28 protein-coding genes are annotated in these 26540 nt (G+C 47.6%); 2 read left to right on the top strand and 26 right to left on the bottom strand.

Annotation, left to right across the window (positions count from 1 at the left end):
• Positions 1–29: 29 nt before the first annotated feature.
• The 12 genes from MKY73_RS04580 to modA form a co-directional block, all read right to left on the bottom strand.
• Entirely contained in the window at positions 30–1124 is a 1095-nt protein-coding gene (locus MKY73_RS04580) for a glycosyltransferase (protein WP_339305897.1), read from the bottom strand.
• 355 nt (positions 1125–1479) lie between these two features.
• Entirely contained in the window at positions 1480–1821 is a 342-nt protein-coding gene (locus MKY73_RS04575) for a hypothetical protein (RefSeq protein WP_339305895.1), read from the bottom strand.
• A 4-nt stretch (positions 1822–1825) separates the two neighbouring features.
• Complete coding sequence (locus tag MKY73_RS04570; protein ID WP_339237302.1) at positions 1826–2122, bottom strand: hypothetical protein; 297 nt, start codon at positions 2120–2122, stop codon at positions 1826–1828.
• Positions 2119–2460 carry a hypothetical protein gene (locus MKY73_RS04565; RefSeq protein ID WP_017692510.1) on the bottom strand — a complete coding sequence of 114 codons (342 nt, stop codon included), beginning with the start codon at positions 2458–2460 and terminating at the stop codon, positions 2119–2121. The genes MKY73_RS04570 and MKY73_RS04565 overlap by 4 nt, the downstream gene beginning before the upstream one ends.
• Positions 2461–2483: 23 nt before the next feature.
• Complete coding sequence (locus MKY73_RS04560; protein WP_017692509.1) at positions 2484–2771, bottom strand: hypothetical protein; 288 nt, start codon at positions 2769–2771, stop codon at positions 2484–2486.
• 121 nt (positions 2772–2892) lie between these two features.
• Positions 2893–3645, bottom strand: a complete 753-nt coding sequence (locus tag MKY73_RS04555) for an amino acid ABC transporter ATP-binding protein (RefSeq protein WP_339305893.1) — start codon at positions 3643–3645, stop codon at positions 2893–2895.
• Positions 3642–4352 (bottom strand): amino acid ABC transporter permease, encoded by a 711-nt coding sequence (locus tag MKY73_RS04550; RefSeq protein ID WP_339305892.1) that lies wholly within the window; start codon positions 4350–4352, stop codon positions 3642–3644. The genes MKY73_RS04555 and MKY73_RS04550 overlap by 4 nt, the downstream gene beginning before the upstream one ends.
• A gap of 176 nt (positions 4353–4528) precedes the next feature.
• Positions 4529–5284: an amino acid ABC transporter permease gene (locus MKY73_RS04545; protein ID WP_339305890.1), complete on the bottom strand. Its 756-nt coding sequence runs from the start codon at positions 5282–5284 to the stop codon at positions 4529–4531.
• 23 nt (positions 5285–5307) lie between these two features.
• Positions 5308–6147, bottom strand: a complete 840-nt coding sequence (locus MKY73_RS04540) for a transporter substrate-binding domain-containing protein (RefSeq protein WP_339305888.1) — start codon at positions 6145–6147, stop codon at positions 5308–5310.
• 299 nt (positions 6148–6446) lie between these two features.
• Positions 6447–6779: a hypothetical protein gene (locus MKY73_RS04535; protein WP_339305886.1), complete on the bottom strand. Its 333-nt coding sequence runs from the start codon at positions 6777–6779 to the stop codon at positions 6447–6449.
• A gap of 274 nt (positions 6780–7053) precedes the next feature.
• Positions 7054–7740, bottom strand: a complete 687-nt coding sequence (modB, locus tag MKY73_RS04530) for a molybdate ABC transporter permease subunit (protein ID WP_339305885.1) — start codon at positions 7738–7740, stop codon at positions 7054–7056.
• Positions 7737–8609 carry a molybdate ABC transporter substrate-binding protein gene (modA, locus tag MKY73_RS04525; protein ID WP_339305883.1) on the bottom strand — a complete coding sequence of 291 codons (873 nt, stop codon included), beginning with the start codon at positions 8607–8609 and terminating at the stop codon, positions 7737–7739. Before modA ends, modB begins: the two co-directional genes overlap by 4 nt.
• A gap of 238 nt (positions 8610–8847) precedes the next feature.
• Between modA and MKY73_RS04520 the strand changes: the two genes are divergently transcribed.
• Positions 8848–9891, top strand: a complete 1044-nt coding sequence (locus MKY73_RS04520; protein WP_339305882.1) for a helix-turn-helix transcriptional regulator — start codon at positions 8848–8850, stop codon at positions 9889–9891.
• A 143-nt stretch (positions 9892–10034) separates the two neighbouring features.
• On the opposite strand, the gene MKY73_RS04515 is transcribed toward MKY73_RS04520, so the two are convergent.
• Positions 10035–12107: a beta-galactosidase gene (locus tag MKY73_RS04515; protein ID WP_339305881.1), complete on the bottom strand. Its 2073-nt coding sequence runs from the start codon at positions 12105–12107 to the stop codon at positions 10035–10037.
• 181 nt (positions 12108–12288) lie between these two features.
• On the opposite strand from MKY73_RS04515, the gene MKY73_RS04510 reads away from it, so the two are divergent.
• Entirely contained in the window at positions 12289–13140 is an 852-nt protein-coding gene (locus MKY73_RS04510) for an AraC family transcriptional regulator (protein WP_339305879.1), read from the top strand.
• 111 nt (positions 13141–13251) lie between these two features.
• Here the strand turns inward: MKY73_RS04510 and MKY73_RS04505 are convergent, their stop codons facing one another.
• The 13 genes from MKY73_RS04505 to MKY73_RS04445 all read right to left on the bottom strand — a co-directional run bounded on the left by MKY73_RS04505 (position 13252) and on the right by MKY73_RS04445 (position 26282).
• The gene (locus MKY73_RS04505) at positions 13252–13587 is read right to left on the bottom strand and encodes a DUF3024 domain-containing protein (protein WP_339305878.1); all 336 of its coding nucleotides are present in this window, start codon (positions 13585–13587) and stop codon (positions 13252–13254) included.
• Positions 13588–13630: 43 nt separating this feature from the next.
• Entirely contained in the window at positions 13631–13900 is a 270-nt protein-coding gene (gene rpsN, locus MKY73_RS04500) for a 30S ribosomal protein S14 (protein WP_339305877.1), read from the bottom strand.
• Positions 13901–13955: 55 nt separating this feature from the next.
• Positions 13956–15152, bottom strand: coding sequence for a GTP-binding protein (locus MKY73_RS04495; protein WP_339305876.1), 1197 nt, complete (start codon positions 15150–15152; stop codon positions 13956–13958).
• Between the two features lie 336 nt (positions 15153–15488).
• Positions 15489–16754, bottom strand: a complete 1266-nt coding sequence (locus MKY73_RS04490; RefSeq protein WP_339305874.1) for an MFS transporter — start codon at positions 16752–16754, stop codon at positions 15489–15491.
• Positions 16751–17944, bottom strand: coding sequence for an MFS transporter (locus MKY73_RS04485; RefSeq protein WP_339305873.1), 1194 nt, complete (start codon positions 17942–17944; stop codon positions 16751–16753). Before MKY73_RS04485 ends, MKY73_RS04490 begins: the two co-directional genes overlap by 4 nt.
• 14 nt (positions 17945–17958) lie before the next feature.
• Positions 17959–18711 carry an ABC transporter ATP-binding protein gene (locus tag MKY73_RS04480; RefSeq protein WP_339305872.1) on the bottom strand — a complete coding sequence of 251 codons (753 nt, stop codon included), beginning with the start codon at positions 18709–18711 and terminating at the stop codon, positions 17959–17961.
• Positions 18712–19521 carry an ABC transporter ATP-binding protein gene (locus tag MKY73_RS04475; RefSeq protein ID WP_339305871.1) on the bottom strand — a complete coding sequence of 270 codons (810 nt, stop codon included), beginning with the start codon at positions 19519–19521 and terminating at the stop codon, positions 18712–18714. It abuts the gene before it with no gap.
• Positions 19502–20398 (bottom strand): nickel/cobalt ABC transporter permease, encoded by an 897-nt coding sequence (opp1C, locus tag MKY73_RS04470; RefSeq protein WP_339305869.1) that lies wholly within the window; start codon positions 20396–20398, stop codon positions 19502–19504. Before opp1C ends, MKY73_RS04475 begins: the two co-directional genes overlap by 20 nt.
• Positions 20398–21330, bottom strand: a complete 933-nt coding sequence (opp1B, locus tag MKY73_RS04465) for a nickel/cobalt ABC transporter permease (RefSeq protein WP_339305868.1) — start codon at positions 21328–21330, stop codon at positions 20398–20400. The genes opp1C and opp1B overlap by 1 nt, the downstream gene beginning before the upstream one ends.
• Positions 21331–21343: 13 nt before the next feature.
• Positions 21344–22972: a nickel ABC transporter substrate-binding protein gene (gene nikA / locus MKY73_RS04460; RefSeq protein ID WP_339305867.1), complete on the bottom strand. Its 1629-nt coding sequence runs from the start codon at positions 22970–22972 to the stop codon at positions 21344–21346.
• Between the two features lie 226 nt (positions 22973–23198).
• Entirely contained in the window at positions 23199–24494 is a 1296-nt protein-coding gene (locus MKY73_RS04455) for an opine metallophore biosynthesis dehydrogenase (RefSeq protein ID WP_339305864.1), read from the bottom strand.
• A gap of 89 nt (positions 24495–24583) precedes the next feature.
• The gene (locus tag MKY73_RS04450; protein WP_339305863.1) at positions 24584–25378 is read right to left on the bottom strand and encodes an SAM-dependent methyltransferase; all 795 of its coding nucleotides are present in this window, start codon (positions 25376–25378) and stop codon (positions 24584–24586) included.
• Between the two features lie 43 nt (positions 25379–25421).
• Positions 25422–26282 carry a diaminopimelate epimerase gene (locus MKY73_RS04445; RefSeq protein WP_339305861.1) on the bottom strand — a complete coding sequence of 287 codons (861 nt, stop codon included), beginning with the start codon at positions 26280–26282 and terminating at the stop codon, positions 25422–25424.
• Positions 26283–26540 lie beyond the last annotated feature (258 nt).

Here is a 26540-nt window from a genome sequence, read left to right as displayed (position 1 = left end):
ACTCGTTGTGCTGTTACTTCAGACGGGGGTTACAGATGTTCCAGCAACTGACCGATGCGGCGAGTGAACGTGTGCTGGTTCATCGTGGTGAGAAGTCCCCGCCATGCCATCGCCTGTCGTTCTTCTTCATGCTTCAGATAATAGTGGATCTTGCGCTGAAGTTCTGCTGCGTTGGTGAAGGTCTCGATGTCATATCCCGGCTTATAATAACGGGGCAAATCCGCACGTGCATCTGTAATCTGCATGGTGCCGCAGGCACTAATCTCATACGTGCGCGGGTTAATGGAATGACCTTCAAGATGATGTGTGTTGCGATTGTCTTCCCCATTCTCGCAAGTCCGGTGAATGTTAATGACAATCTTGGCGCCATTGTAATAATCGACTGTCTCTCCCGGAGCAATCCATCCTTCGTGGATGAAGCGGCCCAGTACATCAAAACGTGCCAGCCGGTTCCACTGACTACCTGCAATGAATACCTTTTTGTCCGCAAGAAATGGAGCCAGCTCATCAAACAAGGCAATCCGGTTCCAAAATCCGGTACCGATAAAACAAATATCATGCTGATGCTGCGGTGCCGCGCGACGCGGTTGAAACATCCCCGGATTCACTGCGAGTGGCATATAGATAACCCGGCTGGCTCCATGTCCTTGATAGAATGGTACAGCGGCCTCTTCATGTGTGAACACGACATCATAGTGTTGACACAGGGACACGGTATCCTCGGTAAAATACGGATCATCCACAAACCACACAGCTGTTCGAATACCGAGTTCACGTATGCCCTTCACCTGCTCCAGATGATCCGGGGGAAACACATGCAGACCATTCATAACGAGCACAACATCTGGCCGATGCTGACTGGCTTCCTGCAACATTGTTGCTGGCGATCCAACAACGCATTCACGTACAGACTGCTGCAGGGCCAGGGTGACACCTTCATCGATGGCATCGAACCCTTGCGGAATATACAGCACCTTCATGTCCCGCAGAGTTGGTTCAAACATCTGTACCCGCTCCATCATGGCTTGACAGCCGCCAAATCTGCGGCCTTCTGCATATCCGCCGCGGTAAGCTGTCTCCGCTTCAGTTAGCGGACGGTGTCTTCGTTTTGCCACATTCTTCACCCTGTCTTCCTTCAGGAGATCTCACTTCCAGACTCTCCCCGAGATTGGTCTTCCCTCTAAAGGATATGCCTCGGGGTCAGATGCATCATGGACGGGTGTCCTGCAAGGCGCAAAATTGGCGCTTGCCCTCCACATCCGCCTGAACGGGCATGTCCGCTTTTGCGGCGATGCAAATAACCCGGGGGGATCTGTCCCCCCGGGCTATCATCATTTGTTCGGCATTACCAGCATCGAATATGGAATACAGCGGAAATAAGCCGATGCTTACGAAGGTTGCTTCGGAAACAGTGCAGTTGCTCACGTAGTCTTCCCTACGCTCCGCTGCTCCATTTCTAGCTTCATCCCATCTTTTCGATTACTGTGCTTTGTACGCCAGCTGATGTCCGTCCTCGAATCCCTTGGCGAAACCCGCGTTGAATCCCTCGTTGTACGCCTCGTTGTATCCCTGGCTGTATGCACCGTCCGGATTCGGATCGGTAGGGGTAGCCGGGACGAATGGTTGTACGGGCTTCGGACTCCGGTGCCGCCGTACCGTACGTTTCTTTTTTTTGAGCCACGCACTGCGTCCTTTAAGTGGGCGTTTGTGAAGAAGACGTTTGGCTCTGAGGGCACGCAGCTTGCGAATTTTGCGCAGACGGGCTCCACGAGTGACCAAAGCTCTTTTGGTTCTCAGTCGTATTTTCTTCTTTTTTAACATGTCATCATTCCTCCTGTATGTCCCGAACGATACGAATTGCACACTCGGGGTCTTTGAGCCACGGCAAGCCTGGCTCCCCATGCTGGATTCGAGCCAGCCTGATTCCCGTTACCATGCGAGACATCTCTTCCTGATAGCGACTCAGCAGACGAATGTTCTCGGCCAGACTGCGGGCGGATACTTCCGAATGAGCGGTTACACTGGCTACACTGTCCAGAATGCGTGCCAGCGCCTGCTGACTGTGTGCAATGGATTCAATGAGGGCCAGTTTAGCTTCCTGCTCACGCCGCATCAGACTCATTTTCCCATGTCTCCCAGATCCATGCCGCCAAACATGCCACCATCCATACCGCCGCCATCTTCGCTGTCGTTCTGTACCATCACCGCTTTGAGATTGTTGCACAGTCCGGTCTCCATCCGGGTTAAACCTTCCAGCAATTCCACCAGCTGATCATGCATTTTGAGTGGCTCGCCGACCTGATCTCCATGCGTCAGAAAGGTATCCCCATTCAAATGATTCAGCGTCCAGTTCCGTACCTTCTCGGCCTCAATCGCTTTTGCCTCCAGGATCAGGGCAATATTCCACTGCATCTTGGCTGCTGCGTCCAGCATCAGAATGAGGCTCTGTTCTCTACTCATGTTCCTTCACCCGCCTTCCGGGCTTATTCTTCCTCTTGAACCGCGATCTCCCGCATGACTTGGGTCAGCGTTTCGGCTACAGCCTCTTCCAGATCTGCAAGGCCTCCCAAGTAAGAGATAATGCTTTTGTTGATTTGCCCAGAGCTATCCAGCAGACCGTCAACGCCATCCAACTCCGGTTCGATATCTGGCAAATGATTGATGATTTCAGACATGCGTACAGCGACTTGGCGTTTGGCATCCAGCACACGTGCGATCTGCTGGTGAGAGTGTGCAATATGTGTGATGATTTCATCGATTTTGCTCTGCATGGTCCTCCTCCTTACCGTCACGGCCTGCTTCACCCATAGAAAAACCCGGCCTATCAGCATTTGCCTGTTACAGCATATGCCGGGCCGGGATCGTCAGTTACTACAGCTTGCGCCTATATCGTCAGATGACATAACTCCAGTCAGAAGAATATCGACTGAGGAATTGGCGAGTCCGTTCCTGCTTGGGACGCACAAATACCTCTTCCGGGGTTCCTTCCTCTACAATGGAACCTCCATCCATGAAAACAACCCGATTGGCCACCTCACGGGCAAACCCCATTTCATGGGTGACCACAATCATGGTAATCCCCTCTTGAGCAATGGAGCGGATGACAGACAACACCTCACCCACAAGCTCGGGGTCCAGCGCTGAGGTCGGTTCATCAAACAAAATTACTTCGGGATTCAGTGCCAATGCTCTGGCGATACCCACCCGTTGCTGTTGTCCACCGGACAACATACTCGGATACTCATTGATTTTGGCAGACAATCCGACTTGTTCAAGCACACGCAAGGCACGAGTACGGGCATCGGCTTTGGACATTTTCTGGGCAATAATTAAACCCTCCGTGACGTTATCCAGCACCGTCTTATGTTTGAACAGATTATAATGCTGGAAGACCATCGCCGTTTTTCGTCTCAATTGCACAATGTCATGTTTGCGTGCATGCTTGCAATCTACGGTTAACCCACTGATCTGAACCTCGCCCTCATCGGCACGTTCCAGAAAATTGACGCAGCGCAGCAACGTTGTTTTACCTGATCCACTCGGTCCAAGGATCGCAACGACATCACCCTGCTCCACCGTCAGATCAATCCCCTTCAATACGTCCTGCTTGCCAAATGTTTTGTGTATGTTCGTTAGTGTAATCATGACACGCCTCCTTTGCTGTACACGGCAACCCGACGCTCAAGCACAGCGGTGATCCGCTCGGCAATGAGGGTCAGCCCCCAGTAGATGAACGCGGCGGCGATAAAGGCCTCCAGAAATTTCAGACTGACGGATGCCACCACATCCGCTTTACCGAGAATGTCCATCTGTGACACGGTAAAGGCGAGTGTTGATCCATGCAGGAACCCGACAAACATGCTGCACAGATTAGGCAATACCGCCCCGATCGCTTGAGGAATGATGATGCGCCTTAAAGCCTGGAATGTGCTCATACCCACAGCGTGTGCAGCTTCCATCTGACCGATATCAACGGCAAGAATGCCTGAACGGATAATCTCGGACATATAGGCGCCCGCAGTAAGCGAGAAGGCAATGAGTACAAATACGAGAATCGGGATCGATGAAGATTGGAAAGCCCAACCGTAACGTTCCGCCAGCTTATCAATAATCATCGGAATACCATAATAGATGAGGAATAGATGCATCAGCATCGGTGTTCCACGCAGGAAAGAAACGTAGAACTCAGCAATACGGTGAATCCACCGCACACGATAAATACGGATCAGAGCCGTAGCCAGACCGATTCCGAAGCCTGCAATCAACGGCACAATCGTAATGACGAGTGTCAGTGGCAATGCCTTCAGAATTTGAAAAAAAGAGGTATAGATAAACTGGAGATCAATCGACATATGCTCACCCCGCTATTCGTTTCAATGCAAGTTCAAAAAGTCTGGTTTTCAGTACCGAGAAGATGGAATGAAGTTAGAAATGGAGTAGCGGAGCGTAGGGAAACCTACGTGAGCAACGGACATTTCGGCTGAATTTCATCTTCGATGCTGATGATGCCGCCAGGCATGATTCGTAATCAAAAGCGGACTTTTTGAACAACCTCTTTCAGGCGTTTGGCGCGAACGGCCGGTTTGTGTACAACCCTCTTGCGTTCATGACGCTGTAGTCTGCGTTCTGCAACGGCAAATCCTTTTTCGAGTACAATGACAATGACATAATAGACCACAGACAGACTGATGTATACCTCAAGTGCGTGGGACGTGGCGGAGATTAACGTCTGCCCTCTACCTACCATATCCATGACACCAATGGAGAAGGCCAAAGAAGTATCCTTTAATGAACCGATTAACGTATTGGCCATGTTCGGAAAAGCAACAATCAGTGCTTGCGGAACGACAATCCGCCGAAAAGACTGGAATGTCGTCATCCCCGCAGCGTAGGCTGCCTCCGTCTGACCTTTATCCACACTGCGCACTGCTCCGCGAAAGATCTCGGCAAAGGATGCCGCATCACTAAGCGCATAGGTCACAATGACAAATAACAACGGGTCGGTTCTCGACAGATCGATGCCAATCGGTTTGAGCAACTCGGGAAGTCCGTAATACACCAGGAATAATTTGATCAGGATCGGTGTGCCCCGCATGAATGAGACGTACAGGGTAGCCAGCTGGCTTAGTACCGGAATCCGATACAGACGGGGAACGGCCAGAAGCACGCCGCCCACCAGTCCGAGCACGATGGAGCCCCCTAGTACAATCAGTGTTATATGCAAATATCGTAGCAGTTCCGGGATGAAATCCAGAACCAATGACAGATCAAATGATTTTCCCATTACCGCTGCACACCTCTCTCAGACTACTCTTCAACCGTATAGTCAGCTCCAAGCCACTCTGTGCTCAGTTTGCCTAATGTTCCATCTTCTTTGATCGATTTGAGCGCTTCGTCCACTTTGGTTTTGAGCTCCTGCTCATCTTTGTTCAGAATGAAATACACTTTGGAGTTGGAGAGGGCATCTCCCACCGTTTTCAACTGGGCATCAACCGCTTTATTCTGATAATCAATGGCAAACTGAGTGCTGATGGTTGCATCCACCCGGCCTGTTTTGATCTGGGTAATGGTATCCTCACCTGCTCCGGAATATACGATATCAATCCCGTTACCGTTCGATGCATTCCATTTCTCAGCAAGTACAGCCGCATTACTCGTAGCACCAACGATCAATTTTTTACCCTTCAGATCCTCAATCGATTTTACTTCCTCATTTTTCTGACTTACGACAATTTTATTTGGGAAAATATTATAGGCTTCATCATTAAACAGGAACTTGGCCTGTCTCTCTTCGTTCACTTCCATCTGGTGCGCGATCAAGTCAATTTTTTTCGTTTCCAGACTCAGCAGTAGGTTTTTGAAATCCATGGTGCTGAATTCGAATTCATACTCAGGCAAACGTTTGTCGATCTCCCGGATCAATTCCACATCATAACCTGTTAACTTGCCATTCTCATCAATGAAGCAGACATTCGGGAACTGTGTACCTGTTCCTACAATGATTTTTTTCACTTTGGTGTCGCCTGCTGCTGAAGCAGATTCTGACTCATTGCTTGCAGTACCTGTGCTGCATCCAGCCAGGACCGCCAACATTGTAATGAACAGCAGTGCTGTCCGGAATTTTTGAATCCCCCGTTTTTTAACCATTCCCAATCTCCTCCACAGGCTGTTATCACAGCAAATATGATGTGTATTCCTATTCCTCTAATTCATTAACAAACCATTCTTACTTGTATAGTCGGAATTAGGTTGAACAAAGAATATCATCACAAGTCATCTTTGAGCAATAACTTAACTAATAGGACATCCTGATATGGTTATAGAACTTCTCTATAGTACACGAAAAAGCCATCCCCAATATCCATTGGCGGACGGCTTCTTCATGTATGAATCTCGTTCGATTATATCCTGTTGGCGTTACACCACGTTGTGCTTTGCTCTCTCATCTATCTGCGACTTGCCCATTTAATTTTACGCGCAACTTCCACTCGCTGTAATTGCAAAAGGCCGATCCGTTCCTCGAACTTCTTGCGTTCATCCATGGAATGAGCGGCATGAATCTGATGGCACAGACCAGTAAGTTTGCTGTTAATGTAATCGAACCTTGTCCATAATTCCTCTTCAGGTGTGCGCTGCTGGTCCGTCGCCGTCTGAAATATTTTAAGTTGGTGGATTAAGGATTGCTGCCATTCCTGATCTTGAATTTGAATGGCAAAATGCAAAAGATCCAGATAGTCATCGATTTGCAACGAAACGCCGCAATCAGGTTTAGTGTTCATCGTCGTCTCTCCTTATTTCAATACTTGGCTGGAATCAATTACTTCTATCTTACAGGAACAAGCCCACTGAAAGCGAGTGCTGAATGATTAAATTTTGGTATTTTTTTTATTTTTTTATGTTAAAACAGCTTTACATTTCCATTCGTTCCAATTTGGCAGGTTGTTGGTATTGGTGCATATCAAATCTGTGATAAAAACCCGTATTAAAGGAAAAAAGCTCGTTCCTTAATACGGGTTTTTCGTCACGTTATATATTATATTAACGCATATAAAATCAGGTATTTTTACCATCTCGCTGCTGTCTAGTCATCAATAACATGATAAAAGAGATGATGATAATGGAAACAGTCCATGCCCAGGCCATGGTCTGATTGCCTGAATCAACAGCGACATAAATTGCGGTGGGTACCGTTTGCGTTTTGCCCGGAATATTGCCTGCAATCATCAGTGTGGCTCCGAATTCCCCGAGTGCCCGGGCAAAGCCAAGGATGAAGGCGGTCATCAGTGCTCTGCCTGCGAGCGGCAAAGAAATGTAACGAAAGACCTGCCACTCATTCGCCCCAATCGAACGTCCTGCATCTTCCAGATCCCGATCCACACCGCCGAATCCTGATTTCATGGTCTGATACACGAGTGGAAAAGCAACCACCACCGAAGCAATCACCGCAGCCCACCAGGTGAAAATAACCGGTGCGGAGAATATGGCTTCAATCCATTGTCCAAACAGACTTTTACGTCCCAGTATGACAAGCAACAGAAATCCAACCACCGTCGGAGGCAGAACTAGCGGCAGCATAAATGCCGTTTCCAGCAGTGTCTTTCCCCGAAATGATGTACGTGACATCTTCCAGGCTATCGCGATTCCGAGCACAGTGGCAACCACACTGGATAACAGCGCAACCTGAAGCGACAGGCGCACCGGGGACCAGAATACGGACCAGTCTATGGCGTTCACATTCATTGCGGAATCGTAAAGCCGTATTTCGCGAAGATATCCAATACTTCAGGGGTTTGCAAATACGCATAGAATTGTTCGGCCTCTGTGCGGTGTTTCGTTCCTTCAATAATGCCTATCGGATAATTGGCGGGTGTGTAGCTGTTCTTGTCCACCTCAAACGCAATGTTCACTTGGTCTGAAGTAAGAGCATCCGTTTTATATACAAATCCTGCATCTGCATTGCCTGTCTCCACATATTGAAGCACTTGTCTAACATCTTTCCCCTGCACAAGTTTGCTCTCCAGTTGATCCCACAGCTTGGCATTAGTCAAAGCTTCCTTGGCATAGGTTCCCGCAGGCACACTTTCCGGAATGCCAATCGCTACCGTCTTAATCGACTCGCTGGTGAGATCCTTTTCGCTGGTTACGGTATGGGTCCCATCTGCTGGCACAATGGCCACCAGTGAATTCTGTAGCAGATTCTTCTGATCACCAGTTGCAATCAGGTTCTCATCCACCAGGGCATTCATATTTTTCGTTGCCGCCGATACAAAGATATCAGCCGGGGCACCCTGTTCAATCTGCTGTTGCAAGGCACCTGATGCACCAAAGTTGAAATTAAGTTCTATATAAGGATTAGCTCGCTCATAATTGGTTTCAATCTCTTTCATCGCATCGGTCAGACTGGCAGCCGCAGAGATCGTCAGATCTACCGTTTCCTGAGGTTCACTATTTCCCGCTGATGAACTTTCACCTGATGCCGCTGGCGTTGAAGTCGTTTGTTCTGCACTTGTGGATGTATCCGTAGAGCCCGTACTTGCACCACAACCAGCCAATACAAGAGCCAGTCCCAGTGACATGCTCCCCAATACATATCCGATTCTCTTTCTCATTCATTTCTCCCCTAACGTTATATTCAGATATAACTAGTTATAATTAATTATATCTAATTATACACAAGACAAAAAAAATGGGAAGGTGATTTCAATCACATTTGATTTTGTTACCCGATCCTATGGGTTTCTTCCGCGTGCTCAGGTTTATGCCATCCCTCAATTAATGGTATAGTACAAGAAACATTCCATTACGATGAATGATCGGATCTATATCTTTGAAGGAGGATCTTCACTTATGACGGAGGAGCAATCCTACACAACCGAAGAAATATCCAAGCTGCTCAAAATATCGAAACTGACAGTCTATGACCTGATCAAAAAGGGAGACCTTGTCGCATACCGCGTGGGTAAACAAATGCGGATTGATGCAACGGATCTGGAGGCATATAAACGTCGCTCCAAGCAACTTCAATCTTCAAATCAACGCATCCCGGCTTCGGATCAAACCTCGGCATCGGCTAATCAGCCAGGTCATGGTGATTCTCACGGAACTTCCTTACTGTCAGCCAACCCCGCCGGGTCTGCGTATGCAATTCCTCCAGCGAATTCTACCCATACCATGACTGCTGCACCAAGACATCTGGTCATCACAGGTCAGGATGTCAGTCTGGATATCCTAATGCGCCATATGGAAAAACAGACCCGGGACATCCGTCCGCTGCGCTCGTTCATGGGGAGTCTGGACGGGCTTATCTCGATGTATCGTGGTGAATCCGATCTGGTCAGCACCCATCTGCTCGACGGAGATACCGGTGAATATAATCTGCCGTATATTCGCAAAATCCTGACGGGACGGTCTTATGTAGTGGTGAATTTACTGTCCCGACCAGCAGGATTGTATGTTGGGCGAGGCAACCCGCAGAACTTGCAGCATTGGACCGATCTGAGCAAGCCTGAACTAAGACTAGCTAATCGGGAGAAAGGTTCTGGTGCGCGCGTATTGCTGGATGAGCAGCTTCGGCTGCATGGAATTCCTGCCGCGAATCTGATCGGATATGAAGCCGAAGAAACCAGTCATATGGGTGTGGCTGCCAAAGTCAGTTCAGGTGAAGCCGATGTCGGAGTTGGCATTGAGAAGGCTGCACGACTTGTGGGCCAGGTTGATTTTATCCCGCTCGTTCAGGAACGCTATGATCTGGTCATGCTGAGGAAGCAAGGTAATGAAGCCTGGACCGAATCGGTGCTGCGAATTCTCCAATCGCCTGAGTTCAGGCAGGAACTGCAATCATTCGAGGGATATGATGTGTCCCGAACAGGCGAAATTTTGTACGAAGCTTAAGTGTATGATGTACAGCCCTTCAGTCCGTCCATGCTAAACGTATGGCGCACATGATGCATATACCAAACGCCTTGCAATGGCTGCAAGGCGTTTTTTGGATTCTTTCTATATATAATCACTCATCAGATCCAAGGATGGGCTGCTCATTGCGGCAGATCGATCTCCAAGATAAATACACCATACGCGGGTAGGTTGACCTCATTCTGAAGCGTTGTACCCGATAACAACTCTTTGGCTTGCTTTTTAAGCTGGATGGCCACTTCGTGGTCCGAGTAGTTGAGTAAAAATACATAAGCTTTATCCTTACCGGAACGGATCCCAAGCTCAACTTCGGACGGCACCTCTACAAGGTCATCCACAGGCGAGACTAGCCCGATCTCTTCCAGAAGAGCATCGACGACCGGTTCATTATAAGCTGCACCATAATACCACACATGCCCTTGACCTACCGCGCGTTTGGTCATAGCAGGACTATCTGCATAATATTCGGATGCATACTCGGCTACGACCTGCACGTCAGGATACTCCACATGAAGGACTTCGTTAAATCCGGTCGTTGTTGTTCCCTCCTGAAGTCGCCCTCTCGTCCCGCTCCATTGCAACGTGGATGCGGAAACGGTTCCTTTGATTAATGTGAAGTCTTCTACGGTTACACCACACAACTCAGCAACAGCGCCTGGGAATGGTCTCATATAACAATGTCCCTTAAGGTCCTTATAACCCGTGCGCGCACCGAAAAACAGAGTTCCCCCTTGACTGACATAAGCTTGCAGCAGTTCTGCTGTCTCGTCTGACATGATGGCCGGGTGAGCATAGATGATCACCTTATATTGGGATAACGCCTCCAGTGTTGTCGTGGATTGCAGGGTAACCAGATCCGTCGGAATATGACGATACTGGAGCTGCTTATACCAGGAGCGTACGCTCTGCTGATGAAGCGGTCCGTGCCATTCGTCCAACTCTCCGTCCCAGATGTTATCGTAATCCTGCAGGATCGCAACGTCGGCTTGATAGGTAGTGCCCGCAATAACACGCCCGATCTTGGCAAACTCCTCCCCTACTTGCGCAACCTCGCGTACCCTTCTGTTGGGTTGATTATGGTAATCATTGATGCCATGCCAGTACATCTCCGTGCCAAATGTTGCCGTCCGCCAGCGGAAATAGACGAGCAGGTCTGTTCCGTGAAGAACCGATTGATACGACCATAATCGGATCTGTCCCGGTCTTGGCGTACCCATGCCTATGCTGTCGACCCAGCCTCCTGGCCCAGACTGTTGCTCCATTACGCAGAAGTTCGGTGACATGTTGCGTACGTTGGACAGTTTCATGCTCCAGGCCCGGTCTTGTAACGAATTATCATCTGTTCCCGGGAAGATCGTGGCAAACTGCGGATACGAATCATAAGAGAAGAAATCGAGCAGCTCCTCTGTCATTTCATGATTATCCAGGTGTCCAAACGTACCGTTCGTTGTGATCCAATGTTTCGGGTCCAGTTCCCGAATGATGTCCACCTGAACCTTGGCAAATGAAATGGTATTGGCTGAGATGAATCTCTTTTCATCCAATGCCAGGTGAGGATTTGGCGATGGACTGACCATATTTCGGGTAAGGTGGACTTGCTCCCAGTCGGTATAGGTCTGACTCCAGAAAACGGTTCCCCAAGCCTGGTTCAGATTCTCTAATGATTCATAACGATCCTTAAGCCATTCACGGAAAGCGTCATGATCTGCCTCAGCGTAGAACACATCCATATGGCAATTGAATTCGTTATCGATCTGCCAGCCAATGAGAGCCGGATGATCTTTATAGGCAATCACCATATTACGCACGATTTTTTCACATTGCTGTCTGTAGATGGGGCTGCTGTAGTTGGTATGGCGTCGCATGCCGTGTTGATACAATACGCCGTCTTTATTCGCATTTAATACTTCAGGGTATTTTGAGGTTAACCAAGCTGGTGGAGTTGCAGTTGGTGTTCCCAAAATAACGCTCAAACCATATTGATGTGCCAGATCCATTGCCTTCTGGAAAAAACTAAAATCGAACTGGTCTTCTTCCGGTTCAAAGATGGACCATGCGAATTCAGCCATCCGAATAACCGTAATATTCATCTCTCGCATTCTGCGGAAATCGTCCTCCCACAACGCTTCCGACCAATGCTCAGGGTAATAACAGACCCCCATTTTCAATTCATCCATATGTATAGACTTTGCCATCTTCATTTGCCTCCTTAACCTGCCATATTGCCTCCATTCTATTGGAACCTTCACGTATAATAAATGACAAGATTATGCGACTTATAATAAAATATTGTCATTGTCTACGACTCAAACGACAGTTGAATGAATCTATTTGGATTCATTACATAAAAATATTGCGTTCAGATGGAGGATGCACGTGAAAGAACACATCTTTCTCCCCAAGCCGATTTTCCCCAGACATGTATGCTTTCCCGATTTTATTGGAGGGTACAGTGACTTTCCGAAGCATCGTGTGCATCGAGAATATGGCACGACTGAAATTAACTTGGATCGATGTTACAACCTGCACCTTGTACTCAGCGGCAAAGGATTCCTTGACACCGGAACCACACGATATGAGTTAATGCAAGGGCAGGGATTTCTCTATGGCCCCGGTCTCAGACAAACGTACTACTCCGATTCGGATGATCCTTGGAGTATTCGTTGGATTCACTTCTACGGCGTTCGTCTCGAAGAATTGTTAAATGGAAAAGGCGTTGACGAGCCATGGCTGTTTCAATGTTCCAACTTCCCGGTGGTTACTGCGCTCATGGATCGGTTAATGGGGCTCGGAAGAGGTTATCAAGTGGAAGACGAACACAGCATGGCGGCAACGCTATACGAACTTCTGACCCGATTGCAATCCGCAGCGAGTCGAATCAATGTTTCGCTTAATCACACTTCAGAGCGAATTCGTGAAGCGGGGAATTATATTCGGTCCCATAGTAACGAGCATATTACACTTGAACACATTGCCGGGATTGCCGGATACAGTACAACCTACTTTAGCCGCAAGTTCAGTCAGACGTTCGGCATCTCCTTCCCGGAATTCCTGATGGAATCCAGGTTATTGCATGCCAAGCAACTGCTCGCGACAACGAACCTTTCCATTAAACAAATTACGCTTGAAACGGGATTCTCACAGTCGAGCTACTTCATCCGATGTTTTAAAACCCAGGAAAACGTAACACCCATGCAGTTTCGAATGATGCACAATCATTCGTTATAGGCACAAGTTACTTCATTATGCTGACGCAAAAAGAAGACTCTGCATACAACATGCAGAGTCTTCTTCACTCATTTTAATAGATGTTCATTCGGATCTTCATCCTCATTAACCTCACTCACGCCAGAATACCCCGGCCTCATCCCGTTCGACCTGCTCGAGCACATCCTCAAAATCAGAACAAGGTGTAATCACATCTACCGGGTTCCAGCTGCTCTGTTCATCTCTGGCATACACCTTCCACCGATGATCTTCCCAGTAAAATCGGGCAATATGCATCTTGTCCCATTGATACCGTTCCTCGGCGGGTCTTTCTTCAGTGAGGATCAGTTCATTGTCATTCATCTCATACGTCAACTTCACCATCGTACGCAGTGGCGCGGGTACCTTCTCATGAATATAACCGTTCATTACGGACTGAATCCTTTGGAGTGTAAACAAGTCCAGCATGAAGATGCACATCCTTTCAGCAAAATACGCCCCCTTGATCCATTTACCAACTGGATTTTGTTACGCCAGGGATCTGCCCTTGATGAGCCAGTTCTCTGAACTTGATTCGAGATACCTTGAACTTGCGTAGATAACCCCGCGGGCGGCCCGTCACTTCGCAACGGTTCTTCAGTCTAGTCGGAGATGCATTACGCGGCAGTTTCTGCAAGGCTTCGTAATCCCCTTTTTCCTTCAATTCCCGGCGCAGATCCGCATATTTCGCCACGATCGCTTGGCGTTGCATCTCACGTACCACTTTTGATTTTTTAGCCATGAAATCCAGCTCCTTTATCCCTTTAATTTATGTTTAAACAGAACAACCTTCCGACTTATACAGCCTCCACAGGCCATGGCAGTGGATTGTCGAAATGACCCCAGTCGACCAGCATTTCTTCATCACTAAGCAGGCACTGGTCCAGCTCATCTTCAATACTGGCACGTTCCATGTCGATTCCAATCATGACAAGCTCCGTCTGGCGATCTCCCCACTGGGCATCCCATTTCTCCAGAACATCTGGCTCGTTACGCAAAATTTCTTCTTTGTCCGCTTCCGGCAACGCCGCGACCCAATGCCCCGCAGGACCAAATTGAATGGATGGTCCTGCCTGACTCAGGCTTGCAGCAACATCTCCTTGGGCGGCAAGCCATACCAAACCTTTGGCACGTACCACTTCTTCCGGCCAGTAACTCATGAATTCAGCCAGACGGGAAGGGTGGAATGGCCTTCTGCGGCGATAAACGAAGGAAGCAATGCCATATTCCTCCGTTTCCGGTGTGTGCGACTCCTTCTCCAGCTCCTGAATCCATCCAGCGGACATGCTCACCTTTTCAAAATCAAAACGGCCTGTATTCAGAATCTCAGACGGATTCACCTGTCCACTCTCCGTGCGAATGATTTTGGCATTAGGCTGTAGCTTGCGGATGATGCCTTCCAGTTTATTCAGCTCGGTGTCATCGACCAGATCACATTTGTTCAGCAGCAGTACATCACACGTTTCGATCTGATCAATCAACAAGTCTACGACGTCGCGGGTGTCCTCATCTCCGGTCGCCTGATTACGATCCAGAAGACTCTGTCCTGATCCAAAATCATGCCAGAAACGATTGGCATCCACTACTGTTACCAGACAATCCAATCGGGCTAAACTTGTCAGATCAATACCCGACTCCTCATCGGCGTATGTAAAGGTCTGTGCAACGGGAACAGGTTCACTGATACCAGTGGATTCGATCAAAATATAGTCATACTTGCCTTCGTTCACCAGCTTCTCAATCTCTTGCATCAGATCATCCCGCAAGGTGCAACAGATACACCCGTTGGACAACTCCACCAACTTCTCTTCAGTTCGAGACAAGGTTGCCTCCCCCTTAACCAGCGCAGCATCAATGTTGACTTCACTCATGTCGTTAACGATCACGGCAACCTTAAGCCCTTGTCTGTTGTTCAACACATGATTCAAAACGGTTGTTTTCCCTGAACCGAGGTAACCACTCAGTACGGTTACCGGAACTTGCTTTTGTGTCATAGAAATCTACTCCTTATATGTGCAGTCTGTGTAATCTGGACTTTAATAGTAATTATTACGATTAACAACATTGACTATAATCCTGTTGCACAGTCGTTGTCAAACTATTTTTACGAAATACTCCAGAAAAATGGATAAGAAAAACATCTATCGACGTACTTTCAGAGAAGGTAGACCGTGTTCAGTTAAAGTTTTTCTTAAGATAATTGAACTGTTCAGATCCTTTGAAAACTTATAAATTCTAAGATATAAAAAAGACCCATGATCTGTCTCCTGCCGCTTGTATCCTGATGATACGTGCCGGAAAATTCAGTTCATGAGCCTTTACTTTACTATTCAGCTTGCTGCCACAGATCTAGCCTTATTCCCCGCTTCCATCCGTTGCCTGAACACCAACACCAGAACCATCGCTGCAACAGACAGCAACGTGCAGATCATAAACATGGTCGAATACGAACTCACTTGCACAATGAGCCCCATTGCCAGTCCACCCAGAGAGAATCCAAGGTCATACGAGGACATGAAAATCCCCATGAGTACATATCTGGAATCCGCAGGCAGCACAAAGGACAGATATGTGGTTAATGTCGGGTACAACAATGCCAGGGCAAAACCGCTAAACACCGCGGAGAGATACACCAATGGCCCGATGGTCTCCATTAGACTGAGCAACTGGGTTCCCAGTGCAGCACATAGCATTAACCCTGCCATCAGCCAGGTATTCCAGCTACCATCGGAAGGAATTTTTTTTCGCAAAATAAACCTGCACAGGATCACAACCAATCCCTGAATCGTCAGAAATACGCCTGCACTCGCCATTCCGGTGGATACCATATACAGGGGAAGGAAGGTCGCTGTTGCTCCAAAAACGCAGGACGCAAACAACATCACCACACTGCTAATCAGCAGTGGCGTGCTACGCCAGATGCCGCCGAATGAACGAAACATATCACCCAAGGTATACGATTTGTTCTGCAAGGTACTCCGGGGCAAATCCACATTGTACCCGATCAAAAGTGGCAGCGCCGCCAGTCCGATCATCAGCAGCGTAAACGCCAGATCACTGGCATTTTCCCAGATTTGTATGGCGAGGATCGGAATGACCAGAGAAGGAACCATCGTAAACAGGGTGTACATGGACAGCCCTTGTGCTCGGTCTTTGTCCTCCAGCTTTTCCACAATGCCTGCCTGCATGGTCATAGAGAAAAAGGCCGTAGCCACCCCTTGCAAGGCCCGCAGCCACAGATACGTCTCCACACCAAAAACAACAAATAACAGCAGCGTTCCGGCATGTAAAAGCAATAACCATTGCATCACACGAAGTGGGCCATGCTTACCCAGCAGCTGTGCTGCGAAAGGTCTCAAGAGCATACAGGTGAACATATACGCCCCCATCATCAGACCAATCTCAGCCTGATTCAATCCGGCGGCTTCACTTCGCAAAGGCATAATAATCGTCAAAGCCGAATTCGCCGCAAAAAATAAAAAGGCCAGCATATAAAACCGGATAAACGAAAAGGATACCGGATTTAATTTTCCATTGGATGTTGCCGTCATCGAAGACTTCAAACGTTCGTCACCACTTTCTCTTCTGGCAGTCAACTCACAGATGTACCTGTCACGGGTCTACGCCGTTCATAGGCAAAAACGATCATTACCGCTCCTAGGATAGCACAGATCATGTACATAAATGAATAGGAAGAGAAGTCAGCGACGGGTCCCATAATCACACCACCCAGAGAAATACCCAGATCCGCCATCGCGATAAATAAACCGATCAGGACGTTCCGGTTCAGCTTAGGCAGGACAAAAGACAAATAGGTCGTGAGTGTCGGATACAGGATCGCCTGACCGATTCCCATGAATACAGCACCCACATAGAAAAAGACCACCCCGCCTGTTACGGCAAAACTGACACATTGCGCAGCTACGGCGAGCAGACACATGGTACCCATCATGAAAGGAGAATGCCAACTGCCATCGGAAGGAATCCTTTTCCTAAGCATAATTCGAGCCAGTACCACCGTTCCTGCCTGAAGCATCAGATATACGCCCGCATTCCCGTTTGGTACTTGGCCGGCGTACAGCGGAATGAAGGTTGTAATCGCGCCAAATACAACGGAAGCAGCAAGCATTAACACACTGCAACGAAATAAATACGGATTCTTCACCAACTGCCCAAAGGATTCCCACATGCTCACATTCTGCTCCGATGGATTCTCAGCAGGTTGCTCCTTGTTTGGTTCCATTTTGGCGGTATATCCGAAGATACCCGTACAGACAGCAATGCCGATCAGAACCACTGTAAAATAATCCATGCCTCCCGCCTGCCATATCCCTAATGCGAGCACTGGCCCCACGATCCCCGGGATATAACTGAATAGCGAATAATACGAAATTCCCTGAGACCGATCTTTCTCCGGAAGGGCATCAATAATGCCAATCTGCAAAGCCATAGAAAAGAACGCTGTCGATACCCCCTGCAAAATACGAGCAACCAAATAACCGCCGAGTCCCGTAAAGGTATATAAAATCAGCGCAAATCCATTGATAATCAGAATCAGACGTAATATTTTGATCGGTCCATGCTTTTGAATAATCCGACCTGCCCATGGTCTGAAGAACATCGTTGTGAACATATAAGCGCCCATGATCAGTCCGATCGTTGTACCGCTCGCGCCCAAGGACTCCCCTTGCAATGGGATGATCACATTAAGAATGGCATTGGCACTGAAATAAAGAAGGACTAATATGTACAAACGCAGAAAAGGCCAAGACATCGCTCCACTCACAATGGGTGATCCCCCTAAAATGTTATTAAATGCTTCAATAATCGCTTTGCATAGTCGGACTGTACGTCCTTGAGTTGCTTGGTCGGAACGATCTCTACAACCTGCCCCTCTCTGAAAATGATTACCCTGTCGCAGATATAGGCTGCCGCCTGTATATCATGCGTGATAAAAACATAGCTCAGCTTGTAGATTTCTTTCAGCTCTTTCAACAATTGCAACACCTGAATCTGAACAGATACGTCCAATGAGCTGATCGCTTCATCAAACACAATGCATTTAGGGGCGGTGGAGATGGCCCTGGCAATGCACACTCTCTGAGCCTCCCCGCCCGATAGTTCATGCGGATATTTGGATCTATAAAAAGGGTCCAGTCCAACTTGGCTCAGCAACAGATCCACCTTCTCTGAATTACCCTGATCCTTTCGCAGCTTTTGCTGTGCTTGCATCGGTTCCATAATGGCAGCTTCCACGGTAAGAAATGGATTGATGGAGGATGTATAATTTTGAAAAACGGCGCTGATGTTACCCATCCGTACACGTCGATCTTGTACGTCTTTACCATCGAGCGAGATCGTTCCACGATCCGGGCGTTCAATGCCCAGAATCAGACGGCCCAACGTAGATTTACCGCTTCCGCTTTCACCGATGATACCGAGACACTCGCCCTGCTGGCATTCAAAGGTAACCTGTTTCAAAACTTGTTGTTTGTGCTTGGAGAACAGTCCGCCTTGGTTATATGATTTTTCGATACCTTCCACCTTTAGCATCTATACGTCCCCCTGCATCAACGCCTTAAAATGATTGCTTAGCTCCAGCCGGGTAGAGACCAGATACTGCGTATAGGCATGCTTCGGCTCTGTCAAAACAGAATGCATGCTGCCACGCTCAACGATCTTGCCGTCTTTCATAACCATCACGTCATCTGCAATCTTCTGGACAACGCCGAGATCATGGGAGATGAACATCATGGAACAGCCCATGCGTTCACGTAATTGAATCAATTGCTCCACCACTTCATATTGAGAGATCGTATCCAGTGCCGTTGTCGGCTCATCCGCAATAATCAGATCGGGCTCAAGCACCAACGCCAGTGCAATCATGATTCGTTGCAGCATCCCACCAGACAGTTGATGTGGATATTGATTCAGAATCTCGCGTGGGTTTCTGAGCATGACGCTTTCCATGGCATGGATGATTTTCTGTTCAATCACGCGGGTGTTCCAGCCAAAATGCTGCTGAAGCGTCTCCCGGATATGCACACCAATGACACAGGAAGGATCAAATGCACTCATGCCATTCTGCAAAATCATACACAGATGCTTGCCCCGCTTACGCCGCATCTCCGGTTCCGAAAGCTGGTTCAGGTCTTCGCCCTGAAATAACATTGTGCCCGATTGGCGAATCCATGGCTTGTTCAGTCGCATGATAGCCCTGCACGTAACGGACTTCCCACTACCACTTTCCCCCACGATGGCCATACAGCTTCCCTGTTTGACTTCAAATGAACTGTCATGAATAATCACTTTGCCTGTATTGCTGTCCCATACTTTTAAATGTTTAACCTCGACTATATTCATAAGCGGCCTTTCTCACCTCACTTTCGTAAGACTTGTCAGACTTACCTTGAGAGGTCATCAATTTGGGGTCCAAAGCCACTTGAAGCGCATCCGATAAAAAATTAAAGGCAGACACCACCACCACAATGGCCAGGCCTGGTCCCAACATCAATTCAGGTCTGGAGAACATGACTTCCCTCGCCTCATTGAGCATCATGCCCCACTCCGCATGCGGAGCCTGGATTCCAAGCCCCAGAAAGGAAAGGCCGGAGATCTGCAACATCATCGAACACATGGAACCGCTGGCAATGACAGCAATATCGGCAAATGTAACCGGAAAAATATGTTTGGTTATAATTCTCAGATTAGGCGTGCCGGAGGCTTTAGCGAATTTCACATAATCCATATCAGAGAATTGCATCACAGATGTTCGAATAACGCGGGCAAACCAGGCCCATTTCATCCACACAAAGGCAATCAAAATGTTCTCCAGTCCTGCACCCAAAATGCCAACCACCGCCAGTGTCATCACGTATCCGGGAAAAGACAGCATAATGTCACAGACTCTCATAATCCATGCATCCACTTTCCCCTTGAAGTAACCCGCAATGAATCCAACAATAGCCCCAATCAGAACAGAAAGGCTCAGCGCAACCAGAACCCATAACACACTTGGACGGATGCCATAGATAAGCCGGGATAATACACATCTACCCAGATGATCATTGCCTAATAGATAATCCCAGGATGAGGAGGCATACCGAAGCTTCATGTTCACTTGTCCAGGATCATGCGGCGCAATAAGCGGAGCCAGTACGCCCGCCATAATCGTGACCATAATCACTACCAAAGAGGTCATCGCAAGCTTGTCTTTGCTCAGATTTTTCAGTATTCGCATCAGAATTCCTTTCTCAAACGGGGATTCATCGCCGCATTAATGATGTCGGATAACGTATTAAACAAGACAAAGGTTACAGCCAACATCAGAACATACGCCTGAATAATCGGAAAATCCCTGCTTAAAATGGATTTTACACTGAGCCTTCCGAGCCCCGGCCAGGCAAATACATTTTCAATGACAACCGTACTGCCTAGCACGATAGGGATCGCCATACAAAAGATGGATACAGCCACCTGTAAGGAATTTCTTAGAATATGCAGGGTTACTTTCCTCTCGCTCAGACCGCTTGCCCGTGCATATAACACATAGTCCTCATTCATATTGCTCAGCATGGAGCTTCGAACTGTTCGAAAATAAATGCCTGTATAACTCACCGTGATCACAATCACCGGCAGAATGTAGCTTCGATACGAGTCCATGCCACTGGTAGGCAGCAGATCCAACTTGACGGAAAAATACCAGATCATCATGGCTGCAAGCCAGTAGGATGGCATAGCTGTGAGGAAAAAGGAAATACCTCTGACCGATCGATCCAACAGCTTGCCTTCTCTCATCGCACAGATCACACCCAGCAGAATGGACAGCGCAATAATAAATACCGATGAGACGAGTGTTAACTTCAATGTGTTCATAAAAGCTGGCCCCATCAATGACCACACAGGTTCACCCGATACATATGAGTTGCCGAAGTCCAACTGTAAAACAGCTATAATCCAGTTCGCATACTGGATCATGAACGGCTGATCAAACCCTAATGCCCGGTTGGTCTGGGCGATCAGTTCATCCGTAATCTGCGGAACTTCCTGTGCCTGTAACACAACAACGGCCGGTTCCAAGGGAGATAGATTAATCAGAACAAACGTTATAAATGAAATGATAATCAATAAAGGGATGGCTAACAGAATTCTTTTGACGATATAACTTCCCATATCCATCTCCGCTCTATTTAAAATTCAACTTTTCAAAAGGTAGTTCATATTGGGTCTGCTTGAATGAGATTCCTTCGAGATTATCAGGAGCGACTACAGTGACACGTCCGTTGGTAATTGGGATGAAGACCGCTTCATCATGGACGATCTTCATAATGTCGGCATACAGGGATTGGCGGGAGTCCTCATCCGTGGAGATCATGACCGCATCAATTTTCTGGTACAATTCATCTGCTTCAGCAATTCCGCTTGTCGTATGTTTGTATGCCGAATCTGACGTAAAAGCAGCGATGGTACTCTGAGGATCATAGGCCAGCCCCCAGGTTTGATTAAAGAGCAGATCATATTCCCCGGTTGCTCTCCGATTCGCAATGGAAGTGGACTCTTCGCCCAAGATTTCAAGCTGAATTCCCAATTCTTTCATGGCATACTGGATCAATTCGGCCTGTATTTTCTGTGAAGACGAATTGCTGTCATAATATAATTTCATGGCTAAAGGCTGACCGTTCTTCGTTCTCACCCCTTTACCATCTGCCAATGCCCAACCAGCTTGGTCCAGAAGCTTTTTAGCCAATTCCGGATCATACTCCCGTTTCTTCAGGTCCACCTTGGCATAATTGACATTGGCTGAAAATAGCGTATCCGCTACCGTCTGCGTTCCGTTGAAAATATCTTTACTGATCGTTTCCCGATCAATGGCAACCCATAGCGCTTCCCGCACTGCCGTTTCCTGAACCGGACTATTCTGGCGACTGCTGTTGGCTACGATCATATTGGTGTTCATCGCTTCACTTCGAACCACTTGATAATCACCGGATTCAGCCAACTGGTCCATGGCTTCGACATCGATACTATCTGCTCCCCGGTCATCGGTGAACACAAAGTTAATCTCTCCTTTTTGCAATGCCAGAAATGTTGTTTCTCCTGCCGGAAGAACCTTGGATGTGATCTTCTGGATTGCAGGTGCACCACCCCAATAGTCTTCATTGGCTTCAAACGTGGCATTTTCTTCGACTTTATGAGCAGTAAGCTTGTAAGGTCCTGTGCCGTGGAAACCACTTACTCCGTATTTGGTTCCGCCATCCTTGAAATCCTTGGGGGATAAGAAGACGTAAGGTCTTGTCATGGACAATTCCACCAGTGCCGGATAATAGGGTTCCGAAAGTGTGAGCTCCACTGTATGCTCATCGATAACCTTCACATTGGTGATTTTGGTAGACAGCTTGATCCAGGCATGTTTCTCGGCATTGGCCTGAACGGCATCGATATTTTGTTTAACCGCCTCTGCGTTGAATGGCTCTCCATCATGGAATTTCACATCTTGTCGCAGATGAAAGGTATAAATCTTGCCATCCTCGGAGATATTCCATGATTCTGCCAGCAATGGCTTGATTCCGTCAGGCGTGTTTTCCACCAGTGACTCGTATACCATCCCTTGTGCAGGCATGGAGCCTGTGTACAGATGGGGATTCATATCATTAATATCTTTGGCAGAAGCATAGATAAGCTCGGTTTGTACCTGGCTATGGGCAGTCTCCGTTTGGGTGCTCTCTTTCTCTTTTGTGCTCTGGGCGCATCCGGTGAGTAGCGTAATGGCTGACACCAGCAATAATATGGATGTAAACGTAGGACGTTTTTTCACAACATTTCCTCCTGATGATTAAGTTACAAGCAGACCTTGTAGGTTACATCGGACCACTCCGATTGCAGTACCATCTTCCGATCGCTGTTATCCCCAGATTTTTTTGATCCTCTTTTTCAAAGAGAAAATCCGGGGATAAAGGCGACCGCTTCGCTTCTTCAGATTGGTTCTGCACTCTTCGTTATGATGTAAACATCAGGTTCAACTTGAATAATTTGAGATGTAATTAGACCCTTAAAAGTCCGGTGCAGATCATGCGGATGTCTTCATCAAAGGATTGGATCACAAAGGCATTGGACAAGCGTTGATCTGGATGTGCGTCTGCCACTTCCTGAAGCTTCGCCTCATATCTGGCGATGAATTGATCAATCGTTGGACAGCTCACATCCAGGTGTCTGGCAATGCCCTGAATGATTTTGATGCGGTAGTAATCTTCCTTGGGCATCCGCGGGATGTCCAGCTCTCCTTCGCGGTTCATGAATATTTTTCGAAATGGCACCGCTGAAAAGTCGAAATATTTCCCTGCCGAATCGGGTTCCGAGAATGGATCAATCAACAGCGAGGTGTACCGTATGTATAATAAATACTCTTGATGAATGACCTGCAGCTGATTGAAATTCTCGATATCCTGGCGTGATATACTCTCTAATCGAACCGGATAGTTGTCATCCGTCATGAATTGAAGCAGGTTCACTCCCTGGATATGGAGTCGGTCCGTAATATTCATAATCTCCTGCCACTGTGCCCGCATTTGCCGTATCAACACTTGTGTTATCGGACCTTCAGGATACATCTTGTATACATATTTCTGAATATCCGATGCTCCAAAGATGGCTTCTAATGAGAAGTCATTCATGAACAAGGGCGGGTGTACGTACAACGAAATATTTCTCGTTTCCGCTTCCAATGGAGATCGCATCACTTCCAGTGCAACACCCAAACGTTCATACACTTGGCATAGTCTGCTAACCTGTTCAGACGGGGATTGAGTGGAAGCGATATAGACCTTTTTCTTCACCCCTGTTGTGATCACATGATTAGACGGATGTTCGTGCATCCAACGGGTATCTCCGAGGTAGGTCGAGAAACTGATCACTTCAGGCACTGTACTACGCTCTCTCATATAATGGGTCACTAATCGATTCGACCCAAACGTCGGAGAGACCAAAACGATACATTTCAGTTGTTTGATGAATTGTTCACTCATTTGTTCCAATACATCAATATAAGCATCCGTAGTTACAGCCAAAATGAGTGTGTCCCACTCCCCCTGAATGGTGTCATATCCCTTGAACACATGATCTACGAAACATTCACCTGCAAGCGGTTGATGTTTCTCATTTTGAATGCTGACCTCAACACGCCCATTGCTCTGTTCAAGGGCTACGAATACGGACGCTGAACGAACCGATGGTCTCCCCGCAATACCAATGCAGCAGTTGAGATAATCTTTGAATGTTACCGCAAGCTGAATGGATGCTGGGCCGGTTCCAAGTATCAGAATTCGCTGAAGATTGCTCATATTAACCTCCTAAACTCAGAATTTAACCTGGAATCTATTTACTTGAGATTTACTTGAATGACTTGGATACACTTGGATGCATTTGCATCCTATGCTTTCTGGTATAAGGCTATATCGAACACATCATCCGGGCGCAGGATCTGGTCCACCAGCTTCCATTTGCTAGGGTCCGTCTCCTTCATGGGATAATTAAATAAGGACTTTAACTGGTCACCATATCTCATGGCTACAACCACCTGTGCATTTGTCAGGGCATGCAGTTGATCAAGCAGATCATATTTAGGGGCCACGGTAGAGCTAAAAATGATATGTGTTGCTTCCTTGGTATACGCCAGATTTTCCAGCAAGGTTGACTCCAGATGAATCTTCAAACCTACGCCCAGCCTCTTCACCACCTTCTGCCCGAGTGTAATGGATTCTTCATCAATATCGATCCCGACAACCTGTGCACCTGTTCGCTTGGCGATGAGTAATGGGGTCATGGGGAACGAACCGGAGCCTACCAGCAATACGTTGGAATCGGAGGTAACCTTGAAGCTGCCGAATTCTTTATCGATACACTCTTCGATGTTTCTGAAATAATCGGCAATCTGTACATCCCCCTTCTCTAACTTCAATGCACGATATTTCTCCATGATCGCCACACACTGGGCGGATTTATTTCTTAACTTCCATATAAGCGAATCCAGTTCTTCCAACTCTGAATGCCCCAACTGTTCCCAAGCTGCCTTATTCTCCGAATCGGTCACAAAGAGGGAGTAGTCATTGATCACAGCCTCCAGCTCTGCACTATGCTGAATCGTATGATCATACTTGTTCGCAAGCTGGTCGAATTTCTCTGCAAATTCACTCAAACATGTCTGAAAATGGATCAATGTGATCATTTCTTTTCCCCCTATTTGTTGTCTCGATCATCTATCATGTACCTCATGCGTTTACAACGCTCCATTCTGCTGGAGCATCTATGAAGGCTTTGCCTTGTGCGACAACGCCAACCGATCCCTCAATCGTAATACTCTCAAGTTCCGCGCCATTCCACTGGGCCATCACTTTAATTGCACCACCAGGCTGTTTGATATATTGCGTAATCCCCCTCTGCTGGCTCCATGCGAGATAGGCTCCCACAGAGGCTGTACCCGAGCCACACCCTCTCTCCCAGATCAGACTATCCAGCTCCGGAACATAGATGAGCGGGGCCATCTCTGCGGAGTGTGATTGATATAACAGGATACCGATCAGCTTATCTCCCAGGGTTAAACCCAGTAATCTTGCAAGGGTCTGTGCCCTCTTCTTCATCGGATCGTCGAAGTCATCCACTTCAATCACGATATGGATGAACTCTGCGTACCGGATGATTACCATATCTAGCTCGATGCCTTCGTACCTGATGGTTCGCTGTTCAATCTGCTCTGGAACCGGCATGGTTACCTGGCAGTCATATTCATTCTGCTGCTTCTTCACATGGCACATGATCAATTGATCGATTCCGGAAACTTCCAGCACGATGTCCATAGATTCCTCTTGTGCCAGCCCTGCTTCAGATGCGTGGTGTGCTGCAAGTGCCATGCAGGCATTGCCACAGAACTCGCCGCCGGCCATTTCCAGACGGGCCACAGCTTCCGGTCTCCTCGTTGGTTCAATGAATCCCACTTGCTCGGCGTAAACGTTATCATACGACATTAGGCGGGTAGCAATATGACTGTATTGCTCGGCTGCATGATCCGTTTTAACCAGAATCGTCATGTTTTGAGTGGGACTGAACTTGATAAAATCGATCTCCTGTTTCATCGCAGCGACTACTCCTGTTCTTCTTTTTTTGTTTAATAGTAATTATTACGATTAAAAGGTCGTGAAAAATATAGCACATCCTTTTGGGAAGCGTCAACAAATATTTCCATTTAAAAAATAAAATTTCGTAAACCCTTTAGCTGCCCATCCTGTAAGAAAACCCAAACAAAGCTGACGCTTATGCGCCAGCCCTAGCCATAACTACACCGTCTGATCAAATTCAAGAACGCTTCGTTCCTACCCCTCTCTTACTATAAA

This window comes from Paenibacillus sp. FSL R5-0519, assembly GCF_037974275.1.
Taxonomy (GTDB): Bacteria; Bacillota; Bacilli; order Paenibacillales; family Paenibacillaceae; genus Paenibacillus.
The sequence above is the reverse complement of the archived record's forward strand: the minus strand, read 5'-3'. Positions and strand labels throughout refer to the sequence as shown.

Excerpts from the sequence above, each read along its gene's own strand:
- MKY73_RS04450 (WP_339305863.1), bottom strand. The coding sequence starts at position 25,378 with ATGATCACATTGATCCATTTTCAGACATGTTTGAGTGAATTTGCAGAG.
- MKY73_RS04560 (WP_017692509.1), bottom strand. The coding sequence starts at position 2,771 with ATGCAGAGCAAAATCGATGAAATCATCACACATATTGCACACTCTCAC.
- MKY73_RS04570 (WP_339237302.1), bottom strand. The coding sequence starts at position 2,122 with ATGAGTCTGATGCGGCGTGAGCAGGAAGCTAAACTGGCCCTCATTGAA.
- MKY73_RS04540 (WP_339305888.1), bottom strand. The coding sequence starts at position 6,147 with ATGGTTAAAAAACGGGGGATTCAAAAATTCCGGACAGCACTGCTGTTC.
- MKY73_RS04505 (WP_339305878.1), bottom strand. The coding sequence starts at position 13,587 with ATGCTGGACTTGTTTACACTCCAAAGGATTCAGTCCGTAATGAACGGT.
- rpsN (WP_339305877.1), bottom strand. The coding sequence starts at position 13,900 with ATGGCTAAAAAATCAAAAGTGGTACGTGAGATGCAACGCCAAGCGATC.
- MKY73_RS04475 (WP_339305871.1), bottom strand. The coding sequence starts at position 19,521 with ATGAATATAGTCGAGGTTAAACATTTAAAAGTATGGGACAGCAATACA.
- MKY73_RS04565 (WP_017692510.1), bottom strand. The coding sequence starts at position 2,460 with ATGAGTAGAGAACAGAGCCTCATTCTGATGCTGGACGCAGCAGCCAAG.
- MKY73_RS04445 (WP_339305861.1), bottom strand. The coding sequence starts at position 26,282 with ATGAAACAGGAGATCGATTTTATCAAGTTCAGTCCCACTCAAAACATG.
- opp1C (WP_339305869.1), bottom strand. The coding sequence starts at position 20,398 with ATGCGAATACTGAAAAATCTGAGCAAAGACAAGCTTGCGATGACCTCT.
- MKY73_RS04515 (WP_339305881.1), bottom strand. The coding sequence starts at position 12,107 with ATGGCAAAGTCTATACATATGGATGAATTGAAAATGGGGGTCTGTTAT.
- MKY73_RS04550 (WP_339305892.1), bottom strand. The coding sequence starts at position 4,352 with ATGTCGATTGATCTCCAGTTTATCTATACCTCTTTTTTTCAAATTCTG.
- MKY73_RS04535 (WP_339305886.1), bottom strand. The coding sequence starts at position 6,779 with ATGAACACTAAACCTGATTGCGGCGTTTCGTTGCAAATCGATGACTAT.
- modB (WP_339305885.1), bottom strand. The coding sequence starts at position 7,740 with ATGAATGTGAACGCCATAGACTGGTCCGTATTCTGGTCCCCGGTGCGC.
- modA (WP_339305883.1), bottom strand. The coding sequence starts at position 8,609 with ATGAGAAAGAGAATCGGATATGTATTGGGGAGCATGTCACTGGGACTG.
- MKY73_RS04575 (WP_339305895.1), bottom strand. The coding sequence starts at position 1,821 with ATGTTAAAAAAGAAGAAAATACGACTGAGAACCAAAAGAGCTTTGGTC.
- MKY73_RS04520 (WP_339305882.1), top strand. The coding sequence starts at position 8,848 with ATGACGGAGGAGCAATCCTACACAACCGAAGAAATATCCAAGCTGCTC.
- MKY73_RS04495 (WP_339305876.1), bottom strand. The coding sequence starts at position 15,152 with ATGACACAAAAGCAAGTTCCGGTAACCGTACTGAGTGGTTACCTCGGT.
- MKY73_RS04555 (WP_339305893.1), bottom strand. The coding sequence starts at position 3,645 with ATGATTACACTAACGAACATACACAAAACATTTGGCAAGCAGGACGTA.
- MKY73_RS04455 (WP_339305864.1), bottom strand. The coding sequence starts at position 24,494 with ATGAGCAATCTTCAGCGAATTCTGATACTTGGAACCGGCCCAGCATCC.
- opp1B (WP_339305868.1), bottom strand. The coding sequence starts at position 21,330 with ATGGGAAGTTATATCGTCAAAAGAATTCTGTTAGCCATCCCTTTATTG.
- MKY73_RS04545 (WP_339305890.1), bottom strand. The coding sequence starts at position 5,284 with ATGGGAAAATCATTTGATCTGTCATTGGTTCTGGATTTCATCCCGGAA.
- MKY73_RS04480 (WP_339305872.1), bottom strand. The coding sequence starts at position 18,711 with ATGCTAAAGGTGGAAGGTATCGAAAAATCATATAACCAAGGCGGACTG.